The sequence below is a fragment of the Marichromatium purpuratum 984 genome (genome assembly GCF_000224005.2).
GTDB classification, from domain to species: domain Bacteria; phylum Pseudomonadota; class Gammaproteobacteria; order Chromatiales; family Chromatiaceae; genus Marichromatium; species Marichromatium purpuratum.
The window spans coordinates 3,581,104-3,604,245 of the sequence record NZ_CP007031.1; the positions used below are offsets into that span (position 1 = coordinate 3,581,104).

20 protein-coding genes are annotated in these 23,142 nt (G+C 68.0%); 14 read left to right on the forward strand and 6 right to left on the reverse strand.

Annotated elements, in window-relative coordinates; genetic code table 11:
- Positions 1 to 55 precede the first annotated feature (55 nt).
- From gshB to MARPU_RS15585, 9 genes are all read left to right on the forward strand, one after another.
- Positions 56 to 1,012, forward strand: coding sequence for a glutathione synthase (gshB, locus tag MARPU_RS15545; RefSeq protein ID WP_005222993.1), 957 nt, complete (start codon positions 56 to 58; stop codon positions 1,010 to 1,012).
- A gap of 61 nt (positions 1,013 to 1,073) precedes the next feature.
- Positions 1,074 to 2,165 carry an FAD:protein FMN transferase gene (locus MARPU_RS15550; RefSeq protein ID WP_005222994.1) on the forward strand — a complete coding sequence of 364 codons (1,092 nt, stop codon included), beginning with the start codon at positions 1,074 to 1,076 and terminating at the stop codon, positions 2,163 to 2,165.
- Positions 2,162 to 3,106, forward strand: coding sequence for an energy transducer TonB (locus MARPU_RS16855; protein WP_005222996.1), 945 nt, complete (start codon positions 2,162 to 2,164; stop codon positions 3,104 to 3,106). The genes MARPU_RS15550 and MARPU_RS16855 overlap by 4 nt, the downstream gene beginning before the upstream one ends.
- A gap of 148 nt (positions 3,107 to 3,254) precedes the next feature.
- The gene (locus tag MARPU_RS15560) at positions 3,255 to 3,818 is read left to right on the forward strand and encodes a YqgE/AlgH family protein (protein ID WP_005222997.1); all 564 of its coding nucleotides are present in this window, start codon (positions 3,255 to 3,257) and stop codon (positions 3,816 to 3,818) included.
- Positions 3,819 to 3,847: 29 nt separating this feature from the next.
- Positions 3,848 to 4,294 carry a Holliday junction resolvase RuvX gene (gene ruvX / locus MARPU_RS15565; protein ID WP_005222999.1) on the forward strand — a complete coding sequence of 149 codons (447 nt, stop codon included), beginning with the start codon at positions 3,848 to 3,850 and terminating at the stop codon, positions 4,292 to 4,294.
- Complete coding sequence (gene pyrR / locus MARPU_RS15570; RefSeq protein ID WP_005223000.1) at positions 4,251 to 4,805, forward strand: bifunctional pyr operon transcriptional regulator/uracil phosphoribosyltransferase PyrR; 555 nt, start codon at positions 4,251 to 4,253, stop codon at positions 4,803 to 4,805. Before ruvX ends, pyrR begins: the two co-directional genes overlap by 44 nt.
- Positions 4,802 to 5,803: an aspartate carbamoyltransferase catalytic subunit gene (locus MARPU_RS15575; RefSeq protein ID WP_005223002.1), complete on the forward strand. Its 1,002-nt coding sequence runs from the start codon at positions 4,802 to 4,804 to the stop codon at positions 5,801 to 5,803. Before pyrR ends, MARPU_RS15575 begins: the two co-directional genes overlap by 4 nt.
- Entirely contained in the window at positions 5,793 to 7,091 is a 1,299-nt protein-coding gene (locus MARPU_RS15580; RefSeq protein WP_005223004.1) for a dihydroorotase, read from the forward strand. The genes MARPU_RS15575 and MARPU_RS15580 overlap by 11 nt, the downstream gene beginning before the upstream one ends.
- 85 nt (positions 7,092 to 7,176) lie before the next feature.
- The gene (locus MARPU_RS15585; RefSeq protein WP_025275397.1) at positions 7,177 to 8,214 is read left to right on the forward strand and encodes a type IV pilus twitching motility protein PilT; all 1,038 of its coding nucleotides are present in this window, start codon (positions 7,177 to 7,179) and stop codon (positions 8,212 to 8,214) included.
- A 104-nt stretch (positions 8,215 to 8,318) separates the two neighbouring features.
- On the opposite strand, the gene MARPU_RS16860 is transcribed toward MARPU_RS15585, so the two are convergent.
- Positions 8,319 to 9,839 carry an RsmB/NOP family class I SAM-dependent RNA methyltransferase gene (locus MARPU_RS16860; RefSeq protein WP_005223008.1) on the reverse strand — a complete coding sequence of 507 codons (1,521 nt, stop codon included), beginning with the start codon at positions 9,837 to 9,839 and terminating at the stop codon, positions 8,319 to 8,321.
- 424 nt (positions 9,840 to 10,263) lie between these two features.
- On the opposite strand from MARPU_RS16860, the gene MARPU_RS15595 reads away from it, so the two are divergent.
- The 5 genes from MARPU_RS15595 to MARPU_RS15615 all read left to right on the forward strand — a co-directional run bounded on the left by MARPU_RS15595 (position 10,264) and on the right by MARPU_RS15615 (position 17,999).
- On the forward strand, positions 10,264 to 11,115 hold the full coding sequence (locus MARPU_RS15595) for an ABC transporter permease (RefSeq protein ID WP_005223009.1): 852 nt from the start codon (positions 10,264 to 10,266) through the stop codon (positions 11,113 to 11,115).
- Between the two features lie 10 nt (positions 11,116 to 11,125).
- Positions 11,126 to 11,920 (forward strand): ABC transporter ATP-binding protein, encoded by a 795-nt coding sequence (locus MARPU_RS15600; RefSeq protein ID WP_005223014.1) that lies wholly within the window; start codon positions 11,126 to 11,128, stop codon positions 11,918 to 11,920.
- Between the two features lie 194 nt (positions 11,921 to 12,114).
- Positions 12,115 to 13,257, forward strand: a complete 1,143-nt coding sequence (locus MARPU_RS15605; protein ID WP_005223016.1) for an alpha-hydroxy acid oxidase — start codon at positions 12,115 to 12,117, stop codon at positions 13,255 to 13,257.
- A 133-nt stretch (positions 13,258 to 13,390) separates the two neighbouring features.
- Complete coding sequence (locus MARPU_RS15610; protein ID WP_043762688.1) at positions 13,391 to 16,720, forward strand: hybrid sensor histidine kinase/response regulator; 3,330 nt, start codon at positions 13,391 to 13,393, stop codon at positions 16,718 to 16,720.
- A gap of 85 nt (positions 16,721 to 16,805) precedes the next feature.
- Positions 16,806 to 17,999 (forward strand): hybrid sensor histidine kinase/response regulator, encoded by a 1,194-nt coding sequence (locus tag MARPU_RS15615; protein ID WP_005223020.1) that lies wholly within the window; start codon positions 16,806 to 16,808, stop codon positions 17,997 to 17,999.
- 122 nt (positions 18,000 to 18,121) lie between these two features.
- On the opposite strand, the gene ubiB is transcribed toward MARPU_RS15615, so the two are convergent.
- The 5 genes from ubiB to hslU form a co-directional block, all read right to left on the reverse strand.
- Positions 18,122 to 19,771: a ubiquinone biosynthesis regulatory protein kinase UbiB gene (ubiB, locus tag MARPU_RS15620; protein WP_005223021.1), complete on the reverse strand. Its 1,650-nt coding sequence runs from the start codon at positions 19,769 to 19,771 to the stop codon at positions 18,122 to 18,124.
- Entirely contained in the window at positions 19,768 to 20,409 is a 642-nt protein-coding gene (locus MARPU_RS15625; protein ID WP_005223023.1) for a ubiquinone biosynthesis accessory factor UbiJ, read from the reverse strand. The genes ubiB and MARPU_RS15625 overlap by 4 nt, the downstream gene beginning before the upstream one ends.
- Positions 20,406 to 21,155 carry a bifunctional demethylmenaquinone methyltransferase/2-methoxy-6-polyprenyl-1,4-benzoquinol methylase UbiE gene (gene ubiE, locus MARPU_RS15630; protein ID WP_005223024.1) on the reverse strand — a complete coding sequence of 250 codons (750 nt, stop codon included), beginning with the start codon at positions 21,153 to 21,155 and terminating at the stop codon, positions 20,406 to 20,408. The genes MARPU_RS15625 and ubiE overlap by 4 nt, the downstream gene beginning before the upstream one ends.
- A 128-nt stretch (positions 21,156 to 21,283) precedes the next feature.
- On the reverse strand, positions 21,284 to 21,646 hold the full coding sequence (locus MARPU_RS15635; RefSeq protein WP_005223025.1) for a gamma-butyrobetaine hydroxylase-like domain-containing protein: 363 nt from the start codon (positions 21,644 to 21,646) through the stop codon (positions 21,284 to 21,286).
- A 46-nt stretch (positions 21,647 to 21,692) separates the two neighbouring features.
- Positions 21,693 to 23,027, reverse strand: coding sequence for an ATP-dependent protease ATPase subunit HslU (gene hslU / locus MARPU_RS15640; RefSeq protein WP_005223026.1), 1,335 nt, complete (start codon positions 23,025 to 23,027; stop codon positions 21,693 to 21,695).
- Between the last annotated feature and the right edge of the window lie 115 nt (positions 23,028 to 23,142).

A 23,142-nucleotide genomic window follows, 5' to 3' on the forward strand; every position in this document is an offset into this window, starting at 1 on the left:
GCTGATGGCTGGTGGCTGGTGGCTGGTGGCTGGTGGCTGCAGTACACTGCCCCCCATGAGCATCGACATCGGCATCGTGATGGACCCGATCGGGTCGATCAACACCAAGAAGGACAGCAGCCTCGCCATGCTGCTGGCGGCGCAACGGCGTGGCTGGCGGCCCTGGTACATGGAGCTCGGCGACCTCGCGCTCGACGGCGATCGCGCGCTCGGGCGGATGCGTCCGCTGGAGGTCCGCGACGACCCCGCCGACTGGTACACCCTGGGCGAGCCCGAGGTCCGTCCGCTCGGCGCGCTCGATGCCCTGCTGATGCGCAAGGACCCGCCGTTCGACATGGAGTACGTGTTCTCGACCTATCTGCTCGAGCACGCCCAGAGCGCCGGCTGTCTAGTGGTCAACGATCCGCGCAGCCTGCGCGACGCCAACGAGAAGCTGTTCACCGCGCGCTTCCCGCAGTGCACTCCGCCGACCCTGGTGACCGCCGCAGCGCGCGACATCCGCGCCTTTCTCGAACACCACGGCGAGATCGTGCTCAAACCGCTCGACGGCATGGGCGGGGCCTCGGTATTCCGGGTCGGCGCTCACGACCCCAATCTCGGGGTCATCATCGAGACCCTGACCCAGCACGGCCATCGCTACTGCATGGCACAGCGCTATCTGCCCGAGATCGTCGACGGCGACAAGCGGATCCTGATGGTCGACGGCGAGCCGGTACCCTATTGTCTGGCGCGCATCCCCGCGCCCGGCGAGAGCCGGGGCAATCTCGCAGCCGGGGCCAGCGCCGAGGCGCGAGCGCTGAGCACACGCGAACGCTGGATCGCCGAACAGGTCGGCCCCGAGCTGCGCGCGCGCGGCATCCTGTTCGCGGGGCTGGACGTGATCGGCGATCACCTCACCGAGATCAATGTCACCAGCCCCACCTGCATCCGCGAACTCGACGCCGCTCACGGACTCGATATCGCTGGCGCACTGATGGATCGCATCGCGGCCCGACTCAACGCCCGGGACTGATCCGGGACCGCGCCCCTCAGAGCCGGCCGCACCAGACCGCCGCAACCCCGAGGAGTGCCCCATGTCGTTCACGCACCCCCTGTCGGTCGTCGTCCGCTCCGCCCTGCTGGCGCCACTGCTGCTCGCGCTGTTCGCCCTCGGCGGCTGCCGCGAAGCCACGCCGGTGAACACCACCAGGCTGCAGGCCTTCGGCGAATCGCTCGACCTCACCCTGGTCGGGGTCGCGCCCGAGCAGGCCACACGCGCCCGGGCGGAACTCGCCGAGGATTTCGCCTTCCGCACCCGCGCCTGGGACCCCTGGGTATCGGGTGTCCTGGCCGATCTCAACCGGCGACTGGCCACCGGCACACCGGTCACCGCCCCACCCTCGGTATTGCCCCTGCTGCGCACCGGGCAGCGGCTCGCCGCACAGAGCGAAGGGCTCTACAATCCCGCCCTCGGCAGGCTGATCACGCTCTGGGGGTTCGATCGCACCCCGCCATACGCCAACCCGCCGACCCAGGGGCAGCTCGAAACACTGCTCACCTCGACACCGCGCATCGATCAGGTCGAACTCGACGGCATCGAGATCCGCGTCGCCGACCCCAGGATCCAGCTCGACTTCGGCCGACTGGCGCCAGCGCTGGCCATCGACCTGGCGATCGCGCGGCTGCGCGAGCTGGGTATCGTCAACGCCCTGATCCAACGCGACGGCGCCTGGCGTGCCAGTGGCGATCGTGGCGGCCAACCCTGGCGGGTGCCGATCCTGCGCGCCGGTGGCTCCGGGGTGCTGGCCATCGTCGCGCTGCGTCGCGACGAGGCGCTGGGCAGCGTGGCCGACCACCAGCGCGACTTCATCCACCAGAGTGTGATCTATCATGACGTGCTCGACCCGCGCAGCGGTCGCCCGGCGCGCGACAGCCGTGCGGTCACCGTGCTCCTGCCCGACCTGGCCACCGCCACCGTGGCCGCCCGCGCGCTGTTCGTCGCCGGCCCCGAGCACTGGCTCGAGGTCGCACAGCGGATGGGGGTGACCGAGGCGCTGCTGGTCGATCGCAGCGGCGAGGTCCACGTCACCCAGGCACTGTGGAACCGGCTCGAACGCGTCGACCCGGGCGCCCGCATCCACCGCGTCAACCCGATCACCACCGAGGCCGCAACCATCGCCCCATGACCGACTGCCCGACCCCGTCGCCGACCCCGCTGCCGGCAACATTGCTGACCCCGCCCTCGCCCAAGGGCGATAACCGTACTCTGGTGCTCGCGCTCGGCGCTGCCGTTCTGCTGCATCTGGCGGCACTGCTCGCGCTCGCCGCGCGCCCCACGCCACCCCAGCAGCAACCGATCCCGGACTCGGCGCTCGAGGTGCTGCTGGTAGAGCGTCCGAGCAACACCGATCAGCCCCAGCCCGAGGCCCCCGGCGGGCTGCACAACCGCAGTGGCGAGTCGATCCACGGCGATGCCGCACACAGCCTGGAGGGTGATGGTGAGACAGCACCCCCAGGGCCGCTCGCGCCCGTCTCGCCGGCGCCCGACAGTGAAGCGGCGTTGACCTCCTCGCCGCCCGCGTCCTCGCCGGCGACGGCCACCCCTCCGACCGCGCTGAGCCTCGAGAGCCACGACCGCCCACGCCTCGCGCCCCAACCATTGCCCCAGCCGCCAGCGATCGATGCCGCGCAGATCCTCGCCAGTCGCGACCACACTGTCGCCCGGCTCGCCGCACAACCGGCCCCCGGACTCGAACCGTCCGACGGGCTGCGCCGACGCGCGGTGAGCACGAGCACGCGCGAGATCCGCTACGCCAGCTATCTCGCCGCCTGGACGCGCAAGGTCGAGCGTATCGGCAACATCAACTACCCCCAGGCGGCCAAGGAACAGCGCATCTACGGCAGCCTGCTGCTGCACGTCTCGATCCGCGCCGACGGCAGCCTCGTCCAGGTGCGGGTGGTCCGCTCGTCGGGCTACGATCTGCTCGACCAGGCGGCGGTGCGCATCGTCGAACTGGCCGCGCCCTTCTCGCCCTTCCCACCGGACATCGCCGCCGAGACCGACGTGCTCGACATCGTCCGCAACTGGCAGTTCATGCGCGGCGACACCCTCGGCTGGGAGCAGTGATCACGACAACGGCGATGTCGGCGCGGACCGAAGGGGCTTGATTCAAAGCAGCCACCATCATGCCAATCGCGCCCCTTCGGTCAGGACGGCGCCGAGCGGCGCATCCTCGCACTTGCCTCGGGTTGCGCCGCACCGGATACTAGGGGCCATGGCCTACAGCTCTTCACTGACCAATCACTTCCTGATCGCGATGCCGGGTCTTCAGGATCCCAATTTCGCGCGTACCGTGACCTATGTCTGCGAACACACGGAACAGGGCGCCATGGGCATCGTCATCAATCGCCCGCTGGAGGTGACCCTCGGCGAGCTGTTCGCGCAGCTCGAGATCCCCACCGACGACGCCGAACTGCAGGCGACCCCGGTCTATCAGGGCGGGCCGGTGCAGACCGATCGCGGCTTCGTGCTGCACACCGCCGGACCGACCTACGACTCGACCCTCGGCATCACCGAGGAGATCAGCGTCACCACCTCGCGCGATGTGCTCGAGGCGATCGCCCGCGGCGACGGACCGGAACGCAGCCTGGTGGCCCTCGGCTACGCTGGCTGGGGCGCCGGCCAGCTCGAACAGGAGATGAGCGCCAACGCCTGGCTCAACGGCCCGGCGAGTGACGACATCATCTTCCATATGGATGCCGGCGAGCGCTGGCTGGCCGCGGCGCAGCTGCTCGGGGTCGATCTCAACCTGCTCAGCGGCGAGGCCGGCCACGCCTGAGCGCGCGGCGAGCGCGATCTGGAACACCCATGGCAACCCTGCTCGGCTTCGACTTCGGGACGCGCAAGATCGGCATCGCCGTCGGTCAGACGGTGACCCGTTCGGCGACCCCACTGACTACTCTGCGCAACCGCCAGGAAAAACCCGACTGGCCTCGCATCGAGTCGCTGATCCGCGAGTGGCAGCCGGAGGCGCTGGTGGTCGGTCTACCCTTCAACATGGACGACACCGAGGTCGACTGGTCGGGACGGGTGCACCGCTTCGCCCGTCAGCTCAATGGCCGCTTCGGGCTCGAGGTCCATCTGATCGACGAGCGCCTGACCTCGCTCGAGGCCCAACGGCTGATCGCAGAAGGACCCGCAACAGCCAAATCGACAACGCCGGACGCCGTCGATGCATTCGCGGCGGCCCTCATCCTGGAAACCTGGCTCTGTGAGCAACACCAACATCTGGAAGGACGCCGCGCAGATCGATGAGGCCATCGCCCGCATGGCCGACGACCTCGCCGACCTGCTCAAGCGACGCGCGATCGACGACGCGCTGATGATCGGCATCCACACCGGCGGCGTCTGGGTCGCCGACCGGCTGCACGCGCGGCTCGGACTCGAGGCCCCGCTCGGTCATCTCGACATCTCCTTCTATCGCGACGACTTCACCCGCATCGGGCTGCACCCCCAGGTCCACCCCTCCTACCTGCCGGTGGGGGTCGACGACCGTCACCTGATCCTGGTCGACGACGTACTGCAGAGCGGGCGCACCATCCGCGCCGCACTCAACGTACTGTTCGACTACGGTCGTCCGGCCTCGGTGACCCTCGCTACCCTCGCCGAGCGCGAGGCCGAGCGCGAACTGCCGATCGCCGCCGACGTCGTCGGTCTGCGCGCCCAGCTCGACACCGACACCCAGATCAAGCTCAGCGGTCCCGAGCCGCTGATGATGCTGCTCGGCCACACCCCGGACAGCGACGACCAGGGGGCGCAGGCATGAGCGCACTGACCCCCCAACTCCACGCCAACGGCAAGCTCCGCCACTTCCTCACCCTCGAGGGACTGGATGCCGCGCTGCTGCACGAGATCATCGACCGCGCCAGCGGCTTCCTCGGCGTCTCCGACCAGGCGGTGAAGAAGGTCCCGCTGTGTCGCGGCAAGGTCATCGCCAACCTCTTCTTCGAGACCAGCACGCGCACCCGCACCACCTTCGAGCTGGCCGCCAAGCGGCTCTCGGCCGACGTGCTCAACCTCAACATCTCCACCTCGGCCACCGCCAAGGGCGAGACCCTGCTCGACACCCTGCGCAACCTCGAGGCGATGCACGTCGACATGTTCGTGGTGCGTCACGCCACCAGCGGCGCGGCGCACTTCATCGCCGATCACGCCGCGCCACACGTCAGCGTGGTCAACGCCGGTGACGGGCGTCACGCCCACCCCACCCAGGCGATGCTCGACATGCTCACCATCCATCGCCACAAGGCCGATTTCAGCCAGCTACGGGTGGCGATCATCGGCGACATCCTGCACTCGCGGGTGGCGCGCTCGCAGATCATCGCCCTGCACACCCTCGGCGTCCCCGAGGTGCGGGTGATCGGTCCGCGCACCCTGATCCCGGCCCAGGCCGAGGAGGCGCTCGGGGTGCGGGTGTGCCACGACCTGCGCGAGGGGCTGCGTGACGTCGACGTGGTGATCATGCTGCGACTGCAGCGCGAGCGCATGAGCAGCGCCCTGCTGCCAAGCGAGCACGAGTACTTCCGGCTCTACGGCCTGACCGAGGAACGTCTCGCCGTCGCCCACCCCGAGGCGATCGTGATGCACCCCGGCCCGATCAACCGCGGGGTCGAGATGGACTCCCAAGTCGCCGACGGCGAGCGCTCGGTGATCCTCGAGCAGGTCAGCAACGGCATCGCCGTGCGCATGGCGGTGATGTCGATGTGTCTCGGCAACCAGAACCTGCAGCATTCCCAGAGCGCCGGAGCCACCGATGGCCAGTAGTCCCAAGATCACCATTCGCAACGGTCGGCTGATCGACCCGGCCTCCGGCATCGACAGCCAAACCGACCTGCACATCGCCGAGGGTCGGATCGCCGCCGTCGGCGCCGCGCCCTCCGGCTTCCAGCCCGATCGCACGCTCGACGCCAGCGGCAGGCTGGTGCTGCCCGGCCTGGTCGACCTCTCGGCGCGGCTGCGCGAGCCCGGTCACGAGCACAAGGCGACCATCGCCAGCGAGACCCGCGCCGCCGCCGCCTCGGGGATCACCACCCTGTGCTGTCCGCCCGACACCCAGCCGGTGATCGATACCCCGGCGGTGGCGCAGCTGATCCAGCAGACGGCCAACCGCAACGGCTATGCCCGGGTGCTGCCGATCGGCGCACTGACCCGTGGGCTCAAGGGCGAGACCCTGGCCGAGATGGCCGCGCTCAAGCGCGCCGGTTGTCCGGCGCTCGGCGAGGCCGAGCGCCCGATCCGCAGCACCCATGTGCTGCGCCGCGCGCTCGAATACGCCGCCTCCTTCGCCATGCCGGTGTTCCTCCATCCGCTCGACCCCGAGCTGAGTGCCGACGGCTGTGCCCACGAGGGCCGCATCAGCGCCCGACTCGGCCTGCCCGCCATCCCCGAGGCCGCCGAGACCCTGGCCATCGCTCGCGGTCTGGCACTGGCCGAGCAGACCGGCGCGCGCATCCACTTCCGCGGTCTGTCGACAGCGCGCGCCGTGACCCTGCTGGCCGAGGCGCGGCGCCGTGGCGTGCGTGCCAGCGGCGATGTCAGCATCCACCAGCTGTTTCTCACCGAGGACGACCTCGCCGGGCTCGACGCCAACTGTCACCTGCTGCCGCCGCTGCGCACCCAGGCCGATCGCGAGGCGCTGCGCGCGGCGGTGGTTAACGGCGACCTCGAGGCGGTCTGCTCCGACCACCAGCCCCACGACGCCGACGCCAAGCTCGCGCCCTTCCCCGAGACCGATCCCGGGATCGCCGCGCTCGAGACCCTGCTGCCGCTCGCGCTGCGGCTGGTCGAGGAGGGCGTGATCGGGCTGCCCGAGATGATCGCCCGGCTCACCCAGGGACCGGCCGGGGTCATCGACCAGCCCTATGGCCGACTCGGCATCGGCGAGATCGCCGACGTCTGCGTGCTCGACCCCGAGGCGCGCTGGACGCTGACGCCCGAGACCCTGGTCGGTCGCGCCGGCAACACCCCCTTCATCGGGACCGAGATGCACGGACGCGTGAGCTGGACCCTGCTCGGCGGGCGCGTCGTCTTCGAGCGCGTCGAGCAGGACTGAGCCCGCACCCCACCGGGCGCCGCCCTGTTCGGCGGCGCCACGAGTGGACTCGGGCACCATCGACAACCGGACGGAGACCGCCGCCGTGGACATCGCCGAACTCCTCGCCTTCAGCGTCAAGAACAACGCCTCCGACCTCCACCTCTCGGCCGGTCTGCCGCCGATGATCCGAGTCGACGGCGACATGCGTCGGATCAACGTCCCGGCGCTCGACCATCGCGCCGTGCACTCGCTTGTCTACGACATCATGAACGACAAGCAGCGCAAGGATTACGAGGAGTTCCTCGAGACCGACTTCTCCTTCGAGATCCCCGGGGTGGCGCGCTTTCGTGTCAACGCCTTCAACCAGAAGCGCGGCGCCGGCGCGGTGTTCCGCACCATCCCCTCCAAGGTGCTCACGCTCGAGGACCTCAACGCCCCGGCGATCTTCAAGGAGATCGTCAACGTGCCGCGCGGCCTGGTGCTGGTGACCGGCCCCACCGGGTCGGGTAAGTCGACCACGCTGGCGGCGATGATGGACCACCTCAACGACAACGAGTACGCCCACATCCTCACCATCGAGGACCCGATCGAGTTCGTCCACGCCAGCAAGAAGTGTCTGGTCAACCAGCGCGAGGTCCATCGCGACACCCTCGGCTTCAGCGAGGCGCTGCGCTCGGCGCTGCGTCAGGACCCGGACATCATCCTGGTCGGCGAGCTGCGCGACCTCGAGACCATTCGCCTGGCGCTCACCGCCGCCGAGACCGGTCACCTGGTGTTCGGCACCCTGCACACCACCTCGGCGGCCAAGACCATCGACCGCATCATCGACGTCTTCCCCGCCGCCGAGAAGGAGATGGTGCGCGCGATGCTCTCGGAGTCGCTGCGCGCGGTCATCGCCCAGACCCTGCTCAAGAAGATCGGCGGCGGCCGGGTGGCGGCGCACGAGATCATGATCGGCACCCCGGCGATCCGTAACCTCATCCGCGAGGCCAAGGTCGCGCAGATGTACTCGGCGATCCAGACCGGCCAGGCCCACGGCATGCAGACCCTGGATCAGAACCTCAAGGAACTGGTGCAGCGCGGCGTGATCAGCCGCAAGGACGCCACCCAGAAGGCACAGAACAAGGACAGCTTCATGTAAGCGGCCAGCGGCCAGCGGCCAGCGGCCAGCGGCCAGCGGCCAGCGGCCAGCGGCCAGCGGCAGCATAGGCTAAACCACAGCGGTTCAAGGCAAGCCGCCGAGCCTCAATTACTGGCGGCTGGCGGCTGAGGACTGGCCGCTGAGGGCTGGCCACCCGATGCCGCGGTACAGCCGCTCCAGCGGCTCGGGAACAGGCTCTCGACCACCCCGGAGCGGTGCACCACCGCCATCCCCAGCACGTGACCGCGATAGCTCGCCACCACCTGGCCATAGGCGCCTGCGGCGAGCTGCTCGGGGTGTGGCGCGAAGGTCTCGCGGCGCAGGTAACGATCGCGCTGCTCGGCGTCGAGTTCGATGCGGTGCGCGCTCGCCTCGCGCCCGAGCAGCAACGCCCCGGCGGTGGTCGGCTTGGGCGGGCGCACATTGGTGCGATGGAAGAACAGGCCGCTGGCCTCGGGACGCGGCACCCGCGGCGGGCAGTGATCGGCCGCGCTCAGGTGCAGACCGCGCTTGGTCTGGCGATGCACCCGATAACGCGACCAGATGTCCTCGGGCAGGCCGTAGCGCGACGCCACCCCCTCCAGCCAGGGGGCGATCTCGGCCGGATCGCCGGGCGGCGTCACCGGCACATGGCCCTGACGGTTCGCCGCGACCTCGGCGGGCTTCTCCAGCACCGCGATGAAGAATCCGCCGCTGTCGTTGTGGTGCGGCCAGATACGCATGCAGCCGGCGAGCCGCGGGTCGAGCGCGCGCCCCTGCCACTCGGTGAGCCCCGGCGCGCAGCGGATACCGGGCAGCGCCGCCGGCAACAGCCGCAGCCCCTCGCCCTCGGCGGCGAGTACCGCGTCGAGCACCAGCTCGTTCTCCTCCGGCGCGAAGGTACAGGTCGAGTACACCAGTCGCCCGCCGGGGCGCAGCAGCCGCACCGCCTTCTCCAGCAGCAAGCGCTGCTTGGGCGCGAGCCGCGCGGCGTTCTCCGGCCCCAGCCTGCCGAGCAGCGAGGGGGTGCGTCTGAGCGTGCCCTCGCTCGAACAGGGCGCGTCGAGCAGGATGCGGTCGAACTGACCACCGCGCAGCGGCCAGTTCGAGGCGTCCTTGCAAGTGGTGCTGACGTTGATCACCCCGAGCCGGTCGAGATTGCCCTGCAGCGCCTTGATGCGATCGCTGGAGATGTCGTTGGCGACCAGGGTGCCACGGTTGCCGAGAGCGAAGGCGATCTGCGCGGTCTTGCCGCCGGGGGCGGCGCACATGTCAAGCACCCGCTGTCCCGGGGCGAGATCGAGCAGCAGCGCCGGCAGCTGCGAGACCAGCTCCTGGGCGTGCGCGAGCCCCGCGCAATACCACCAGTGCTGACCGATGCGCGCCTCGGGGGCGAGCCGCAGCGCACCGGGCAGCGCCGCCAGCGGCTCGGCCGCGACCCCCTCCTCGGCGAGCAGCGCCGCCAGCCCGGCCACCGAGATCCGTGTCGGGTTGGCCCAGATGCAGGGCGCCAGTGGACGCCCGAGGGCGGCGACGAAGGCGTCCCAGTCATCGATCAGGTCACGGTAACGGGTCAGCGCGGAAGCGGCGATCTGCGCCGGGGTGCACGACGCGGCAGCGCTGCAGCGGGGGGATCGGTCGGTCATGGATCGGGTACTCGGAGACAGGTGCGCCGGGCACGGACCTGGGACCGAGCGAGGGCGCGGAGCGGAACGAAGGCGACCGATGATAGAGAAGCGCCCGCGACAAGACCAGCCGTCAGCTCGATGCTCGAAGACAGGCCCAAGCGCTGGTGTCCGAAGAGGCGTGATATACTCGGAAATCGTTTGATCTTCCCAAGTGCGCGCTTTGGCGGAGATGCTTGGGAAGCACGTAGGCCCTCCTGACGGGTCTGCACTCAGGCTTGAAGTCCGCATGCATGCCCCGATAGCGCGATGATGCCGACGGACCGCATGCTCCTCCTCTGGCGCGAACCGGAGGCTGATCGACACGACACTGAACATGGACGTGTCCGATCGACCTTAGTGTCCACGGCCACCATCGCGCAATTTCGCTCCCGGAACCACCCTGATGCCTACAGATGCCCACAGCGGCGGCTCATCCCTCGCGAGGCAGTTCCGTCATGGTCTGCGCCGCGAACAGATCCGCCATGCCCTCGCGGATGCCCGCGACGGCTGGAAGCACTATGAATTATGGGGAACGCTCGGACTGCACGACGTCCGCCAGCGCTACCGCCGCTCCAAGCTCGGTCCCTTCTGGATCACCATCTCGATGGGCATCATGGTGCTCGCCCTGGGCCTGCTCTATGGCCAGATCTTCGGTCAGGACCTGCATGACTACCTGCCCTTCCTCGCCGCCGGCTTCGTCATCTGGGGACTGATCTCGGCGATCATCCTCGACGGCAGCGAGGCCTTCATCGCCGCCGAGGGGATGATCAAGCAGCTCAACGCGCCGCTGTCGATCTATGTCTACCGTAAACTGTGGTCGGCGCTGATCGCCTTCGCCCACAACATCTGGGTGTTCGTCGGGGTGGCGCTGTGGTTCGGCGTGAGCTGGGATTGGAGCCTGCTGTGGGTGTTCCCGGCACTGGCGCTGCTGCTGCTCAACGGGCTGTGGATCGGGCTGTTCTTCGGGCTGCTCAGCGCCCGCTTCCGCGACGTGCCGTTGATCATCGCCAGCATGGTGCAGGTGCTGTTCTTCATCACCCCGGTGATCTGGAAGCCGGAGATGCTGCCCGGGCGCGCCCTGCTGCTGCACCTCAACCCCTTCTACCACCTGGTCGAGGTGATCCGCGCCCCGCTGCTCGGCCAACCGCCGGCGCTCACCAACTGGCTGGCGGTGCTGCTGCTCGCCGCGGTCGGCTGGGCCGTCGCCCTGCTGTTCTATTCCGCCTACCGCTGGCGCATCGCCTACTGGGTCTGAGGAAGTCGTCATGGCCTCGATCGAACTGACCGATGTCTCGGTCTCCTTCCCCGTCTACAGCGCCTCCACCCGCTCGCTGAAGAACCGGCTGATGCAGAGCGCCACCGGCGGACAGATCCGTGCCGACGCCGGCGGCAACCGCATCTCGGTGGTCGAGGCGCTGCAAAACATCAACCTGTCGCTGCGCGACGGTGAGCGCGTCGGCCTGATCGGTCACAACGGCGCGGGCAAGACCACCCTGTTGCGGGTACTCGGTGGCATCTACGAGCCCAACTGCGGCCGGGTGGCGCTGCAGGGCAGCACGGTACCGCTGTTCGACATCAGCCTGGGGATGGACCAGGAGAGCACCGGCTACGAGAACATCATGCTGCGCGGGCTCTTCCTCGGACTGACCCGGCGGCAGATCCGCGCGCAGATGGACGAGATCGCCGAGTTCACCGAACTCGGCGACTTCCTCAACCTGCCGATCCGCACCTACTCGGCGGGCATGCAGATGCGGCTGGCCTTCGCCATCTCGACCTCGGTCGCGCCCGACATCCTGCTGCTCGACGAGGGCATCGGCACCAGTGACGCGGCCTTCCTGCAGAAGGCCGGCGAGCGGCTGCAACGCTTCACCGAGCAGGTCTCGATCATCGTCCTCTCGTCACACGACGACGAACTGATCAGCAGCATGTGCGAGAAGTCGGTGCTGATGGAACATGGACAGATCATTGCCGCCGGCCCGACCGAGGACATCCTGTCCGAGTATCGGGCCAAATACGGCCTGTCTTGTATCGCGAGCGGTCGATCCATCATCACGCCTTGAAGCACACGATCGCGGTCCACGGTGCGACAACGAGCCCGGCCCCGACGGCCGACGCCCCCCCTTGAGGGCGTGACCGCGCCGATGGTCGTAGCCATGTGACTCAAACGTCGTTCATTGCGATTCACGCCGGCAAGCCGACCCGGCGGGCAGGTCTTGGTGTAGCCTCGTACTTTTGAGCGACCGGGCCTTTCACCATGACCGTGATCTGCGAACTCGCCGACCTGCAACGCCTCTATCATCGCCGCGTCCCCAGGATGTTCCAGGGTTACTGCGAGTCGGGCTCCTGGACCCAGCAGACGCTTGCGCTCAACCGCACCGACTTCCAGCGCATCCTCTTTCGCCAGCGGGTGGCGCGCGATCTCGAACCGCGTACCCTGGCCACCACCCTGGTCGGCCAGCCGGTGCGGATGCCCGTCGCCCTGGCCCCGGTGGGACTGCTCGGCATGCAGCACCCCGACGGCGAGATCAAGGCCGCCCAGGCCGCCGAGGACTTCGGCGTGCCCTTCACCCTCTCGACCATGAGCATCTGCTCGATCGAGACGGTGGCGCGCCACACCACCAAGCCGTTCTGGTTCCAGCTCTATGTCCAGCGCGATCGCGATTTCACCCGCAAGCTGATCGAGCGCGCCCGCGCGGTCGGCTGCTCGGCGCTGGTGCTCACCCTCGATCTACAGATGATCGGCAAGCGTCACGCCGATCATCGCAACGGCATGACCGCACCGCCGCGCCTGACCCTGCCCAACCTCATCGATATCGCCCGGCGCCCGCGCTGGGCGCTCGGCATGCTCGCCACCCGCAACCGCGGCTTCGGCAACATCCAGGGCTGCGCCACCGGGGTCGAGGACATGCGCGACCTGATGCAATGGACCGCCGCCTCCTTCGACCCCAAGCTCGGCTGGGACGACATCAAGCGCTATCGCGAGTGGTGGGACGGGCCGCTGATCATCAAGGGGATCATGGAGGCCGAGGACGCGCGCGCCTGCGTCGCGCTCGGCGCCGAGGCCATCGTCGTCTCCAACCACGGCGGGCGTCAGCTCGACGGCGCGCGCTCCTCGATCAGCGTGCTGCCGGAGATCGCCGAGGCCGTCGGCGGGGACATCGAGGTCTGGCTCGACAGCGGCGTGCGCACCGGTCAGGACGTCATCCGTGCCCGCGCGCTCGGCGCGCGCGGGGTGATGGTCGGGCGCCCGCTGGTCTACGGGCTCGGCGCCGATGGCCGCGCCGGGGTCACCCGCATGCTCGAGATCCTCCACGAGGAGACCGAACTGACCATGGCCTTCATCGGCCATCGCGACATCGCCGAGATCACTGCCGCCGACATCGTCATGCGTGACTGAGTCGAGACAGATATCATCGGGGCACGACAGCGGCGGAGCGCGAAGCGACGGCATGACCGGTTAGCTTCGACGACACTCCTCAGCGCGACACGGAGGCGTCATGGTCGAGCCGGGAAGAACACTGAGATCGCGCATGGCCTGGCCCCTGGCAATCATGGCCGCGGCGGCCTTTTCGTTCGGAACCTACTGGTACGCTCAGGTCCAGTCCGGACACGCATTCTTCAACGCCATCTCCTTCCAGCAACAGAGCCAGCTCGCGCTCAAGGCCACGGTCTTCGATCGCGAGATCGGTCATCTCAAGCGGATGACCGAGTTCCTCGCTTCGGTCCCACCGGTGCCGGGGATCGGCCGGGTGCTGCTCCACGCCGGCATCGACCCGGTCAACGGCGAGACCTTCACGGTATGGAAGAACCGGCTCGACCAGATCTATCTCGGCTTCCTCAGGGCCGAACCCCGGGTGTTCCAGGCACGCTTCATCGGGGTCGCCGACGACGGACTCGAGCTGATACGCGTCGAACGCAACGCCAACGGCACACCACGCATCCCGCTCGAGAGCAGCTTCCAGCGCAAGGCCGAGCGGACCTACTTCATCGAGGCACTCGCCGCTCCACCAGGCGCGCTCGTGGTCTCGGAGATCGAACTCAACCGCGAACACGGCAGGCTCGAGGAGCCCCACCGCCCGACGGTACGGGTCTCGACCCCGGTGGCCAACACACGCGACGAGATCTTCGCCATCGTCGTGGTCAACTACGAATTCGCGGCCCTGCTCGATGAACTCGGCCGCAGCGACGACGCCACGCACTACTTCCTCACCAATACGCGTGGACACTATCTGCTCCACCCCTCTTCACCGGCCTTCCAGCACGAATACGTGCGGCATGGAGGCTCCGACTGGCAGGCCGACTTCGTCCCCCTCCCGGCCGGCGAACATCCCGCCGGTTTCGAGGGCGCCCGGTTGGTGCGCGAGCGCAACACCGGGCAAACCTTGATCGTCGCATCACGCAGGCTCTACAGCCTCGGCGACGGCAAGCACCTGACCCTGCGCGCGACCTATCCGCTCGACTTGGCACTGAGGGAGATCCGGCACAACGCCTGGTCCGACTTCCTGCTGGTCAATGCCACCGCCTATCTGCTGATCGCGGTCATCGCCTGGCTCTCCTCGCGCATGGCCGCGCTGCAGCGCGAGGCGCGATTGCAGCTGGCACTCAAGGACTCGATGGAGAGGGCACGCGACGCCGCCGAACAGGCCAATGCCGCCAAGTCGCAGTTCCTCGCCAACATGAGCCACGAGATCCGCACGCCCCTGAACGCGGTATTGGGCCTCGCTCACCTGCTCGGAGACGACCCGCTCAACACCGAACAGCGCGACTGCGTCATCAGGATCCAGTCGGCCGGTAAGGCGTTGCTCGGGGTCGTCAACGACATCCTCGATCTGTCCAAGATCGAGGCCGGTGAGCTGGTACTCGAGCAGATCCCGTTCAGCGTCGGCGATCTCTGTCGGGAGTCGCTGGGCATCGTCTCCGAGCAGGCCGGGGAGAAGGGGCTGACGGTGGAACTGCAGATCGCCACCACCGTCCCCGACATCCTTGTCGGTGATGCCACCCGGCTGCGTCAGATATTGCTCAACCTACTAACCAACGCAGTGAAGTTCACCCCTAGCGGTAGCATCACGCTGCGCGCAAGCGCCAGCGAGCACGACCACCGGACACTGCTCCACCTGGAGGTCGAGGACACCGGCATCGGCATCCCGGAGACGGTGCGGGAACGGCTGTTCGCCCCCTTCGTCCAGGCCGACGACTCCACCACCCGCCGCTTCGGTGGCAGCGGACTGGGGCTGGCGATCGTCCGTCAGATCGTCGAGCGGATGGGGGGGCGGGTCTCGTTGGAGAGCACCGAGGGCGAGGGCAGCACCTTCCGTATCGAGGCTCCGCTCGACCCGCCCGACGCCGACCAGCTGCAGGCCTTCGAGCGTGAGAGACATCGTCTCGAGGTGGTCATCGCCGAGGACGACACCGAACAGCGCGAGGCGCTGATCGCCATGACCACCTCGCTCGGCTGGCACGCCGAGGGCGTGGCCAACGGTCAGGCACTGATCGATCACGTACTCGATCGCCACCGTTCACGACAACCGATCGACTGTCTGGTAGTCGACTGGCGGATGCCCGGACTCGACGGTCTCACCGCCCTCGACCGGCTACGCACCCGTCTCGGCACCGACCAACTCCCCGCAGCCATCCTGATCACCGCCCAGGACACCGATGCGCTCAAGGCCGAACCCAACGCCGACCTGCCCGACAGCATCCTGATCAAGCCGGTCGACAGCTCGACGCTCTTCAATCAGATCAACTCGGCGGTGCTCAAGCGTGCCGGTCATCGCGACCGGGTACTGGAAGGAACCCACCTCGGCGCCAACCACATCCAATGGCTGGCAGAGACCAGGATACTGCTGATCGACGACAGCACGCTCAACCTCGATGTCGCACGCCACATCCTCGAGCGCCAGGGTGCCGAGGTACGAACCTGCGGCAACGGCCAGGAAGCGCTCGAACGGCTCGGCCTGCCCGACGAACGCTTCGACGCCGTGTTGCTCGATGTCCAGATGCCGGTGATGGACGGCATCACCACGGTGCGAGCGATCCGCAACCAGTTGCGACTGGAGCGGCTGCCGGTCATCGCCCTGACCGCAGGCGCGCTCTCCAGCGAGCGCCAGCGCGCACTCGCCGCAGGGATGAACGACTACCTCACCAAACCCTTCGAGCCCGACCAGATGGTGCGCAGCCTGCGCCGCCACATCGAGCTGGCGCGCGGCGCCGCGCTGCCGGTCACCCCATACACCGACGCCGATGCCCGAACGACGCACTGGCCGACCATCCCGGGACTGCGGATGCGCGAGGTCGAGGCCAGACTCGATGGCGACTGGGCGCTGTTCCAATCGACCTGCCGCAGCCTGCTCAGAGAATTCGCCGACCTTCAGACCGTATCCTCCCCAAAGGACGACTCGGAGAGCAGACGAGTACTCGCCGATCGGCTACACAAACTCGCGGGCAACGCCGGACTGATCGGTGCCGAAACAGTGCAAAAACAAGCCAAGGTGGTTGAAAATCAGCTTCGGCAGCCCGACTCGCCACCACTCATCGGTCCCCTGCACCAACTCGCTCGGAGCCTTCGAGAACTCGAAACCAACCTTCAGTCTCATCTGGAGAACCACTCGGATGCACTGTCCTCTGGAAGATCCACCGCAGGCCAGCAGCAGCCTCTCGACGACGATACCCTGACACAACTGCGCGATGACCTTGCCGCCCATCGACTCACTGCGGTGGCCACCTTCGAGACGCTCGCCCCCGGACTCGAGGCGACGCTCGCGACCGCCGACTTCGCCGCCCTGGACGCGGCAATCCGGGCACTGCAGTTCGACCAAGCACTCGACATCATCGAGTCATGGCGCGCCTCGCCCGACATCTGAACGCCGATGCCCCGCACCTAGACCTGACGGCACGAGGCAGGTGACGCCCTTGGACCAGGACAGAGACCGACACGAGGCTTGCAACGTGAAGACCATCCTGATCGTCGACGACGCACCGGAGAACATCCTGGTACTCGGCAAGCGCCTGATGCGGGACTTCGAGGTACTGGCCGCAACCTCCGGCGAGGAGGCGCTGCAGCTCGCCCACGCCCAGCGCCCGGCGCTGATCTTGCTCGACGTGAAGATGCCCGGGATGGACGGCTACGAGGTCCTCGCGCGCCTGAAACAGGACGCCGCCACCCAGACCGTCCCGGTGATCTTCGTCACCGCCGCCAACACCGCCGAGAGCGAGACCGATGCGCTGCGCAGCGGCGCGGCCGACTTCATCCACAAGCCGGTCAACCTCGAGGTGCTCGAATCGCGCATCGCCCTACAACTCGCGCTCAAGGAGCAGGAGCAGGCGCTGCTCGCACTCAACGACTCGCTCGAACGCAAGGTCACCGAACGCACTCGCGAGCTACAACTGGCCAAGGAGGCAGCCGAGACGGCCAACAGCGCCAAGAGCAACTTCCTCCACAACATGTCGCACGAGATGCGCACCCCGGTGCACCAGATCGTCGGCCTGTTGCAGCTCGTCCAGAGCCAGCCCGACAGCCCCAAGCGCGGCACCTGGATCGACCAGGTGATCGACTCGGCACACCGCCTGACCGACCTGTTCGACGCGATCCTGCGGGTCACCGACCTCGACTCGCGGATGCTCGCCATCCATCCCGAGCCGCTCGCCCCCGCGACACTGGTCGAGGAGGTCGTCGCGCCGCTGCGAACGCGGATCCGCGCCAAGGGACTGACCGTCGAGACCCGGCTGGCGACACTGGACGAACCACTGAACGGGGATGCCGAGTGGATTCGTCACGCCCTGCACTGTTATCTCGACAACGCCATCAGGTTCACCGAGCACGGCGGCATCGAGATCGCCATGAACGTCGAGGAGCGCAGTGACGAGGCCCTGCGGATCTGCTTCACCGTCACCGACACCGGGGTCGGCTTCGGCCCCGAGGTGAGAGCACGCCTGTTCAGCCTGTTCGAGCAGGCCGACAACTCGATGAGTCGTCGCCACGAGGGATCCGGGCTCGGCCTGGTGACGGTCAAGAAGATCGCCGAACGGTTCGGCGGCGGCGCCGGCTGCAGCAGTGAGCCGGGCAAGGGCAGCACTTTCTGGTTCACCGTGCGGCTGGGACGGGGAAGGGTCGGCGCGCCACCGGTGACGTCACCGGACTAAACCACCGCCGATCGTCACTCGCTCACTGATGATGAAGGGCGGGCTTGCCACGCGCCCAGGTATGACGCGACACGGGACGCCCGCAGAGCGGGCGCGCCGTGTTCCATCGCAGCACGCTCGGTTCAGACCCGGCGCGCGGCGCTCGCGAACAGCCAGATCCCGGAGAGATAACACAGCGCCACCAGGGCCGCGCCGGCGCTCTCCTGCAACCAGTGGCCGGGGCCAAGCAGCAACACCAGGGTGCCGCAGACGAACACCGTGGCGCCACCGATGGCGCGGATGGCGTTGCCGCTGGCGCGCGCCTGGGTGGCGCGCTCGGCGTCGGCCACGTGGGTCGATTCGGCCAGGCGCAACCGGCGATCGTAGCTGCTGAGGATGCGATAGGCCATCAGCGGCAGCTCGGGGGTCTGGTCAGCGATCGAGAGCACGTTCTGCTTGGTGCGCTCGGCCAGCCCGGAGACACCGAGCCGCTCCTTCATCCAGCGCTCCATGAAGGGCTTGGCGGTACTCCACAGATCCAGCTCGGGATAGAGCTGACGTCCCAACCCCTCGATGTTGAGCAGGGTCTTCTCCAGCAGCACCAGCTGCGGCTGGATCTCCATGTCGAAGCGCCGCGCGGTCTGGAACAACCGCACCAGGAAGTGGCCGAAGGAGATCTCGGCCAACGGCTTCTCGAAGATCGGCTCGCTGACGGTGCGGATCGCCGACTCGAACTCGTCGACCCGGGTCCCCGGCGGCACCCAGCCCGACTCGACGTGCAGCTCGGCCACCCGACGGTAGTCGCGCTCGAAGAAGGCGAGCAGGTTCTCGGCGAGATAGCGTTGGTCCTCGGTGGTGAGGGTGCCGACGATGCCGAAGTCGATCGAGATGTAGCGCCCCGACGGCTCGACGAAGATGTTGCCCGGGTGCATGTCGGCGTGGAAGAAGTTGTCGCGGAACACCTGGGTGAAGAAGATCTCCACCCCGCGCTCGCCGAGCTGCTTCATGCTCACGCCCTGCGCTTTGATCTCCTCGACATTACCGACCGGGGTGCCGTAGATGCGCTCCATCACCATCACGTTGGGGCGCGTCCAGTCCCAGAACACCTCCGGGATGTAGAGCATCTCGCTGCCCTGCCAGTTCCGCCGCAGGTGCGAGGCGTTGGCCGCCTCGCGCTGCAGATCCAACTCGTCGAAGATGGTCTTCTCGTACTCGCGCACCACCTCGATCGGACGCAGCCGACGGCCATCGGGCCAGTAGCGCTCGGCGAGCTGGGCGAGGGTGAACATCAACCCGAGGTCTTGGCGGATGGTGCGCTCGATGCCCGGGCGCAGCACCTTGACCACCACCTCGCGACCGTCCTTGAGACGCGCGGTGTGGACCTGGGCGATCGAGGCCGAGGCCAGCGGCTCGGGGTCGAACTGGTCGAGCACGTCCTCGATCGGACAGCCCCAGGCGCGCTCGATCAACGCCCGCGCCTGGTCGCCACCGAAGGGCGGCACCCGGTCCTGGAGCCTGGCCAGTTCCACGGCGAGGTCGTCGGGCAGCAGATCGCGACGAGTGGAGAGGATCTGACCGAACTTGACGAAGATCGGTCCCAGGTCCTCGAGAGTCTGGCGCACTCGCGCCGGATAGGGCGGCAGCTCGCCGCGCAACCAGTACCAGGGGGTGAGATAGATCAACCAGCGCAGCGGGCGGAACAGATGGGTGGCGAGGATGACCTCGTCGAGTCCGTTACGGAGCAGCACCCAGTTGATGCGAAAGAGGCGTAACGCCTGTCGGGGTCCGATCATCGCTGGGTGCCGAGGTCCGCTGCCTGGGTGGTAAGTCGTTCGAGGCGGGCGGCGAGCCGCTCGACGTCGTCGCGCAGGATGTCGACCTGTTCGAGAAAGGCCTCGACCTCGTAGCGGGTCGGCAGCAGGCGGCGCTCCTCCTGCAGGTACTCCTTGAGGTTCGCACTCATCGTCTCGGAGGTGCGCTCGCGCCAGCCGGCGGCGGCGCGCGCCCGATCACCGAGATGGTGGGCGAAGGGGTCGCCGATGACGCGGGCGAGCTGTTCTTCCCAGTCGACGTCGAGATGCGCCAGCGCCTGACTGAAGGACTGCGCCAGCGCGGTGTCGCCCGCGATCTCGACCTCGCCGGAGATCAGCTGAGCGGCCTTGCGCTCGGCCATGCCCATGCGCGCCAAACCCAGTGGGGTACCGCGGATCAGGCAGTCGGGCTCGGCGTCGTAGTGCCCGAACAGCTGCAGTCCGCGCTGCTCCGGCAGCACCGTCACCCGGGTACCGAAACCCTTGACCTCGATGGCGATGATCCGTCCCTCGAGCGCCGCGAACCCGGCCCGACCCTCGGGGTCGAGGGCGATGTAGCGGTTGAGCGCCTGCTCGATCACCGCGAGCAGGGCGTCGGGAATCTGGATGCCTTCGCTCACAGCTTGTATCCCCGATGGATCGCGACGATGCCACCGCTGTGGTTGAAGTATTCGCAACGCTCGAGTCCGGCGCTCTCCATCATCGAACGCAGCGTCTCCTGGTCCGGGTGCATGCGGATCGACTCGGCGAGATAGCGATAGCTGCCCGGATCATTGGTCACCAGCTTGCCCAACGCCGGCAGCACCGAGAACGAATAGAGATCGTAGGCGCGACCCAGCGGCTTGGTCAGCGGGTGGGAGAACTCGAGCACCAGCGCCCGGCCGCCGGGGCGCAGCACGCGCTGCATCTCGTCGAGCGCCTGCTGCTTGTCGGTGACGTTGCGCAGCCCGAAACCGATGGTGACACAGTCGAAATAGTCGTCGGGGAAGGGGATCTGCTCGGCGTTGATCAGCGAGTACTGGATGTTGCCGACACGCCCGCGATCGAGCATCCGCTTGCGTCCCTCGCCGAGCATCGCGGCGTTGATGTCGGACATCACCACCTGCCCGTCGGGGCCGACGATGGCGGCGAAGCGATCGGCCAGGTCGCCGGTGCCCGAGGCGAGATCGAGCACGCGCTGACCGCGACGCACGCCGGCCAGCTCGATGGTGTGGCGCTTCCACAGCCGATGGATGCCGAGCGACATCAGGTCGTTCATCAGGTCGTAGCGGGTGGCGACCGAATCGAAGACCTCGCGCACGCGCGCAGCCTTCTCCTCGATCGGCACCTGCTGATAGCCGAAATGGGTGGTCTTCTGGTCGGACATAGTGTGTCCCTGCTGTCGAATCGGCGGCTAGTTTACACCAAAGGCCGGCGCCGATCGGGGCCCCCGGGCCGCTGCCGGAGGGCGCTCCGGGCGGCCCGGGGACCGCCGGCGCGCGGCCGTCATGTCAGTCAGTTCGAACGATCCTTGTGGACATGTCCGGACTGCGCGAGTTCGTCGAGATAGGTCTGCCAGCGCTCGGCCTGCTCGGCGCCGAGCTGGTAGAGATAGTCCCAGGAGTAGATCCCGGTGTTGTGCTCGTCGTCGAAGTGCAGACAGACGGCATAGTTGCCGACCGGCTCGATATGGTCGATGCCGACCTCCTCCTTGCCGACGACGAGGATGCGCTCCTCGGGGCTGTGCCCCTGCACCTCGGCCGAGGGCGAGTAGACGCGCAGATATTCGCACGGCAGCGCGAAGCGTGCGCCGTCGTCGAAGCTCACCTCGAGCACGCGCGACTGACGATGGAGATTGAGTTCGGTGGGTACGGGCATGGCTGGGCCTCCAGGGCCGGGCGCGCCAGGCGCCCGGCGCGATCGATCACAGGATGTAGCGCGAGAGATCCTCGTCCTCGGCCAGCCCCGACAGATTGTCGTCGACATAGGCGGCGTTGACGGTGACGGTGACGCGGTCGAGTTCGGAGGCGTTGAAGGAGATGTCCTCGAGCAGGCGTTCGAGCACCGTGTGCAGGCGTCGCGCGCCGATGTTCTCGGTGCGCTCGTTGACCTGCCAGGCGATCTCGGCGATGCGCCGGATACCGTCCTCGGTGAACGCCAGATTCACCCCCTCGGTGGCGAGCAGGGCGCGATACTGGCCGGTGAGCGAAGCATCGGGCTCGGTGAGGATGCGCACGAAGTCGTCGCTGTCGAGCGCCTTGAGTTCGACGCGGATCGGCAGCCGACCCTGCAGCTCGGGGATCAGGTCGGAGGGCTTGGCGAGATGGAAGGCCCCCGAGGCGATGAAGAGGATGTGATCGGTGCGCACCGCGCCGTACTTGGTCGACACCGTGCTGCCCTCGACCAGCGGCAACAGATCGCGCTGCACGCCCTCGCGCGAGACATCGGCGCCGCTCGCGCCCTCGCCCCGACGGGTGACCTTGTCGAGTTCGTCGATGAAGACGATACCGTGCTGCTCGGCATTGTCGATGGCGCGCAGCTTGAGGTCCTCGTCGTTGACCCGCTTGGCCGCCTCTTCCTCCTCGAGCAGCTTGCGCGCATCGCCGATGCGCAGCTTGCGCCGCTGCTGGTGCCCCTGCCCGAGGTTCTGGAACAGCCCCTGGAGCTGGTTGGTCATCTCCTCCATCCCCGGCGGGGCCATGATGTCGACCCCGTGCGGAGCGGCGGCGACCTGGATGTCGATCTCGCGCCCGTCGAGTTCGCCGGCGCGCAGCTTGGTGCGCAGCTTCTCGCGGGTGGCCGAGCTGGGCGCGCTGGCGCGACTGTCCTGCTCGAAACCCGAGGGCGGCGGCAGCAGCGCGTCGAGGATGCGCTCCTCGGCGGCGTCCGCGGCCTGGTCGGCGAGCTTGGCCATCTCCTGCTCGCGCGCCATCTTCATGCTGATATCGACCAGATCGCGCACGATCGACTCGACATCACGCCCGACATAGCCGACCTCGGTGAACTTGGTGGCCTCTACCTTGAGGAAGGGCGCATTGGCCAAGCGCGCCAGTCGACGCGCGATCTCGGTCTTGCCGACACCGGTGGGACCGATCATCAGGATGTTCTTGGGGGTGATCTCCGAGCGCAACGGCTCCTCGATGCAGGAGCGACGCCAGCGATTGCGCAGCGCGATGGCCACGGCGCGCTTGGCCTCGTGCTGACCGACGATGTGCTTGTCGAGCTCGGCGACGATGCGTTGTGGGGTGATTTCCGACATTGAGCCTGTCCATCGGGTGGGCCGCCTCCGCGAGACGGCACGGCGGGTGAGCGCGAAGGGGACGGGGGCCGCGGAGACCTCCCGCGCCCGGTCGAGCGGCCATTCTCCGCTCCCC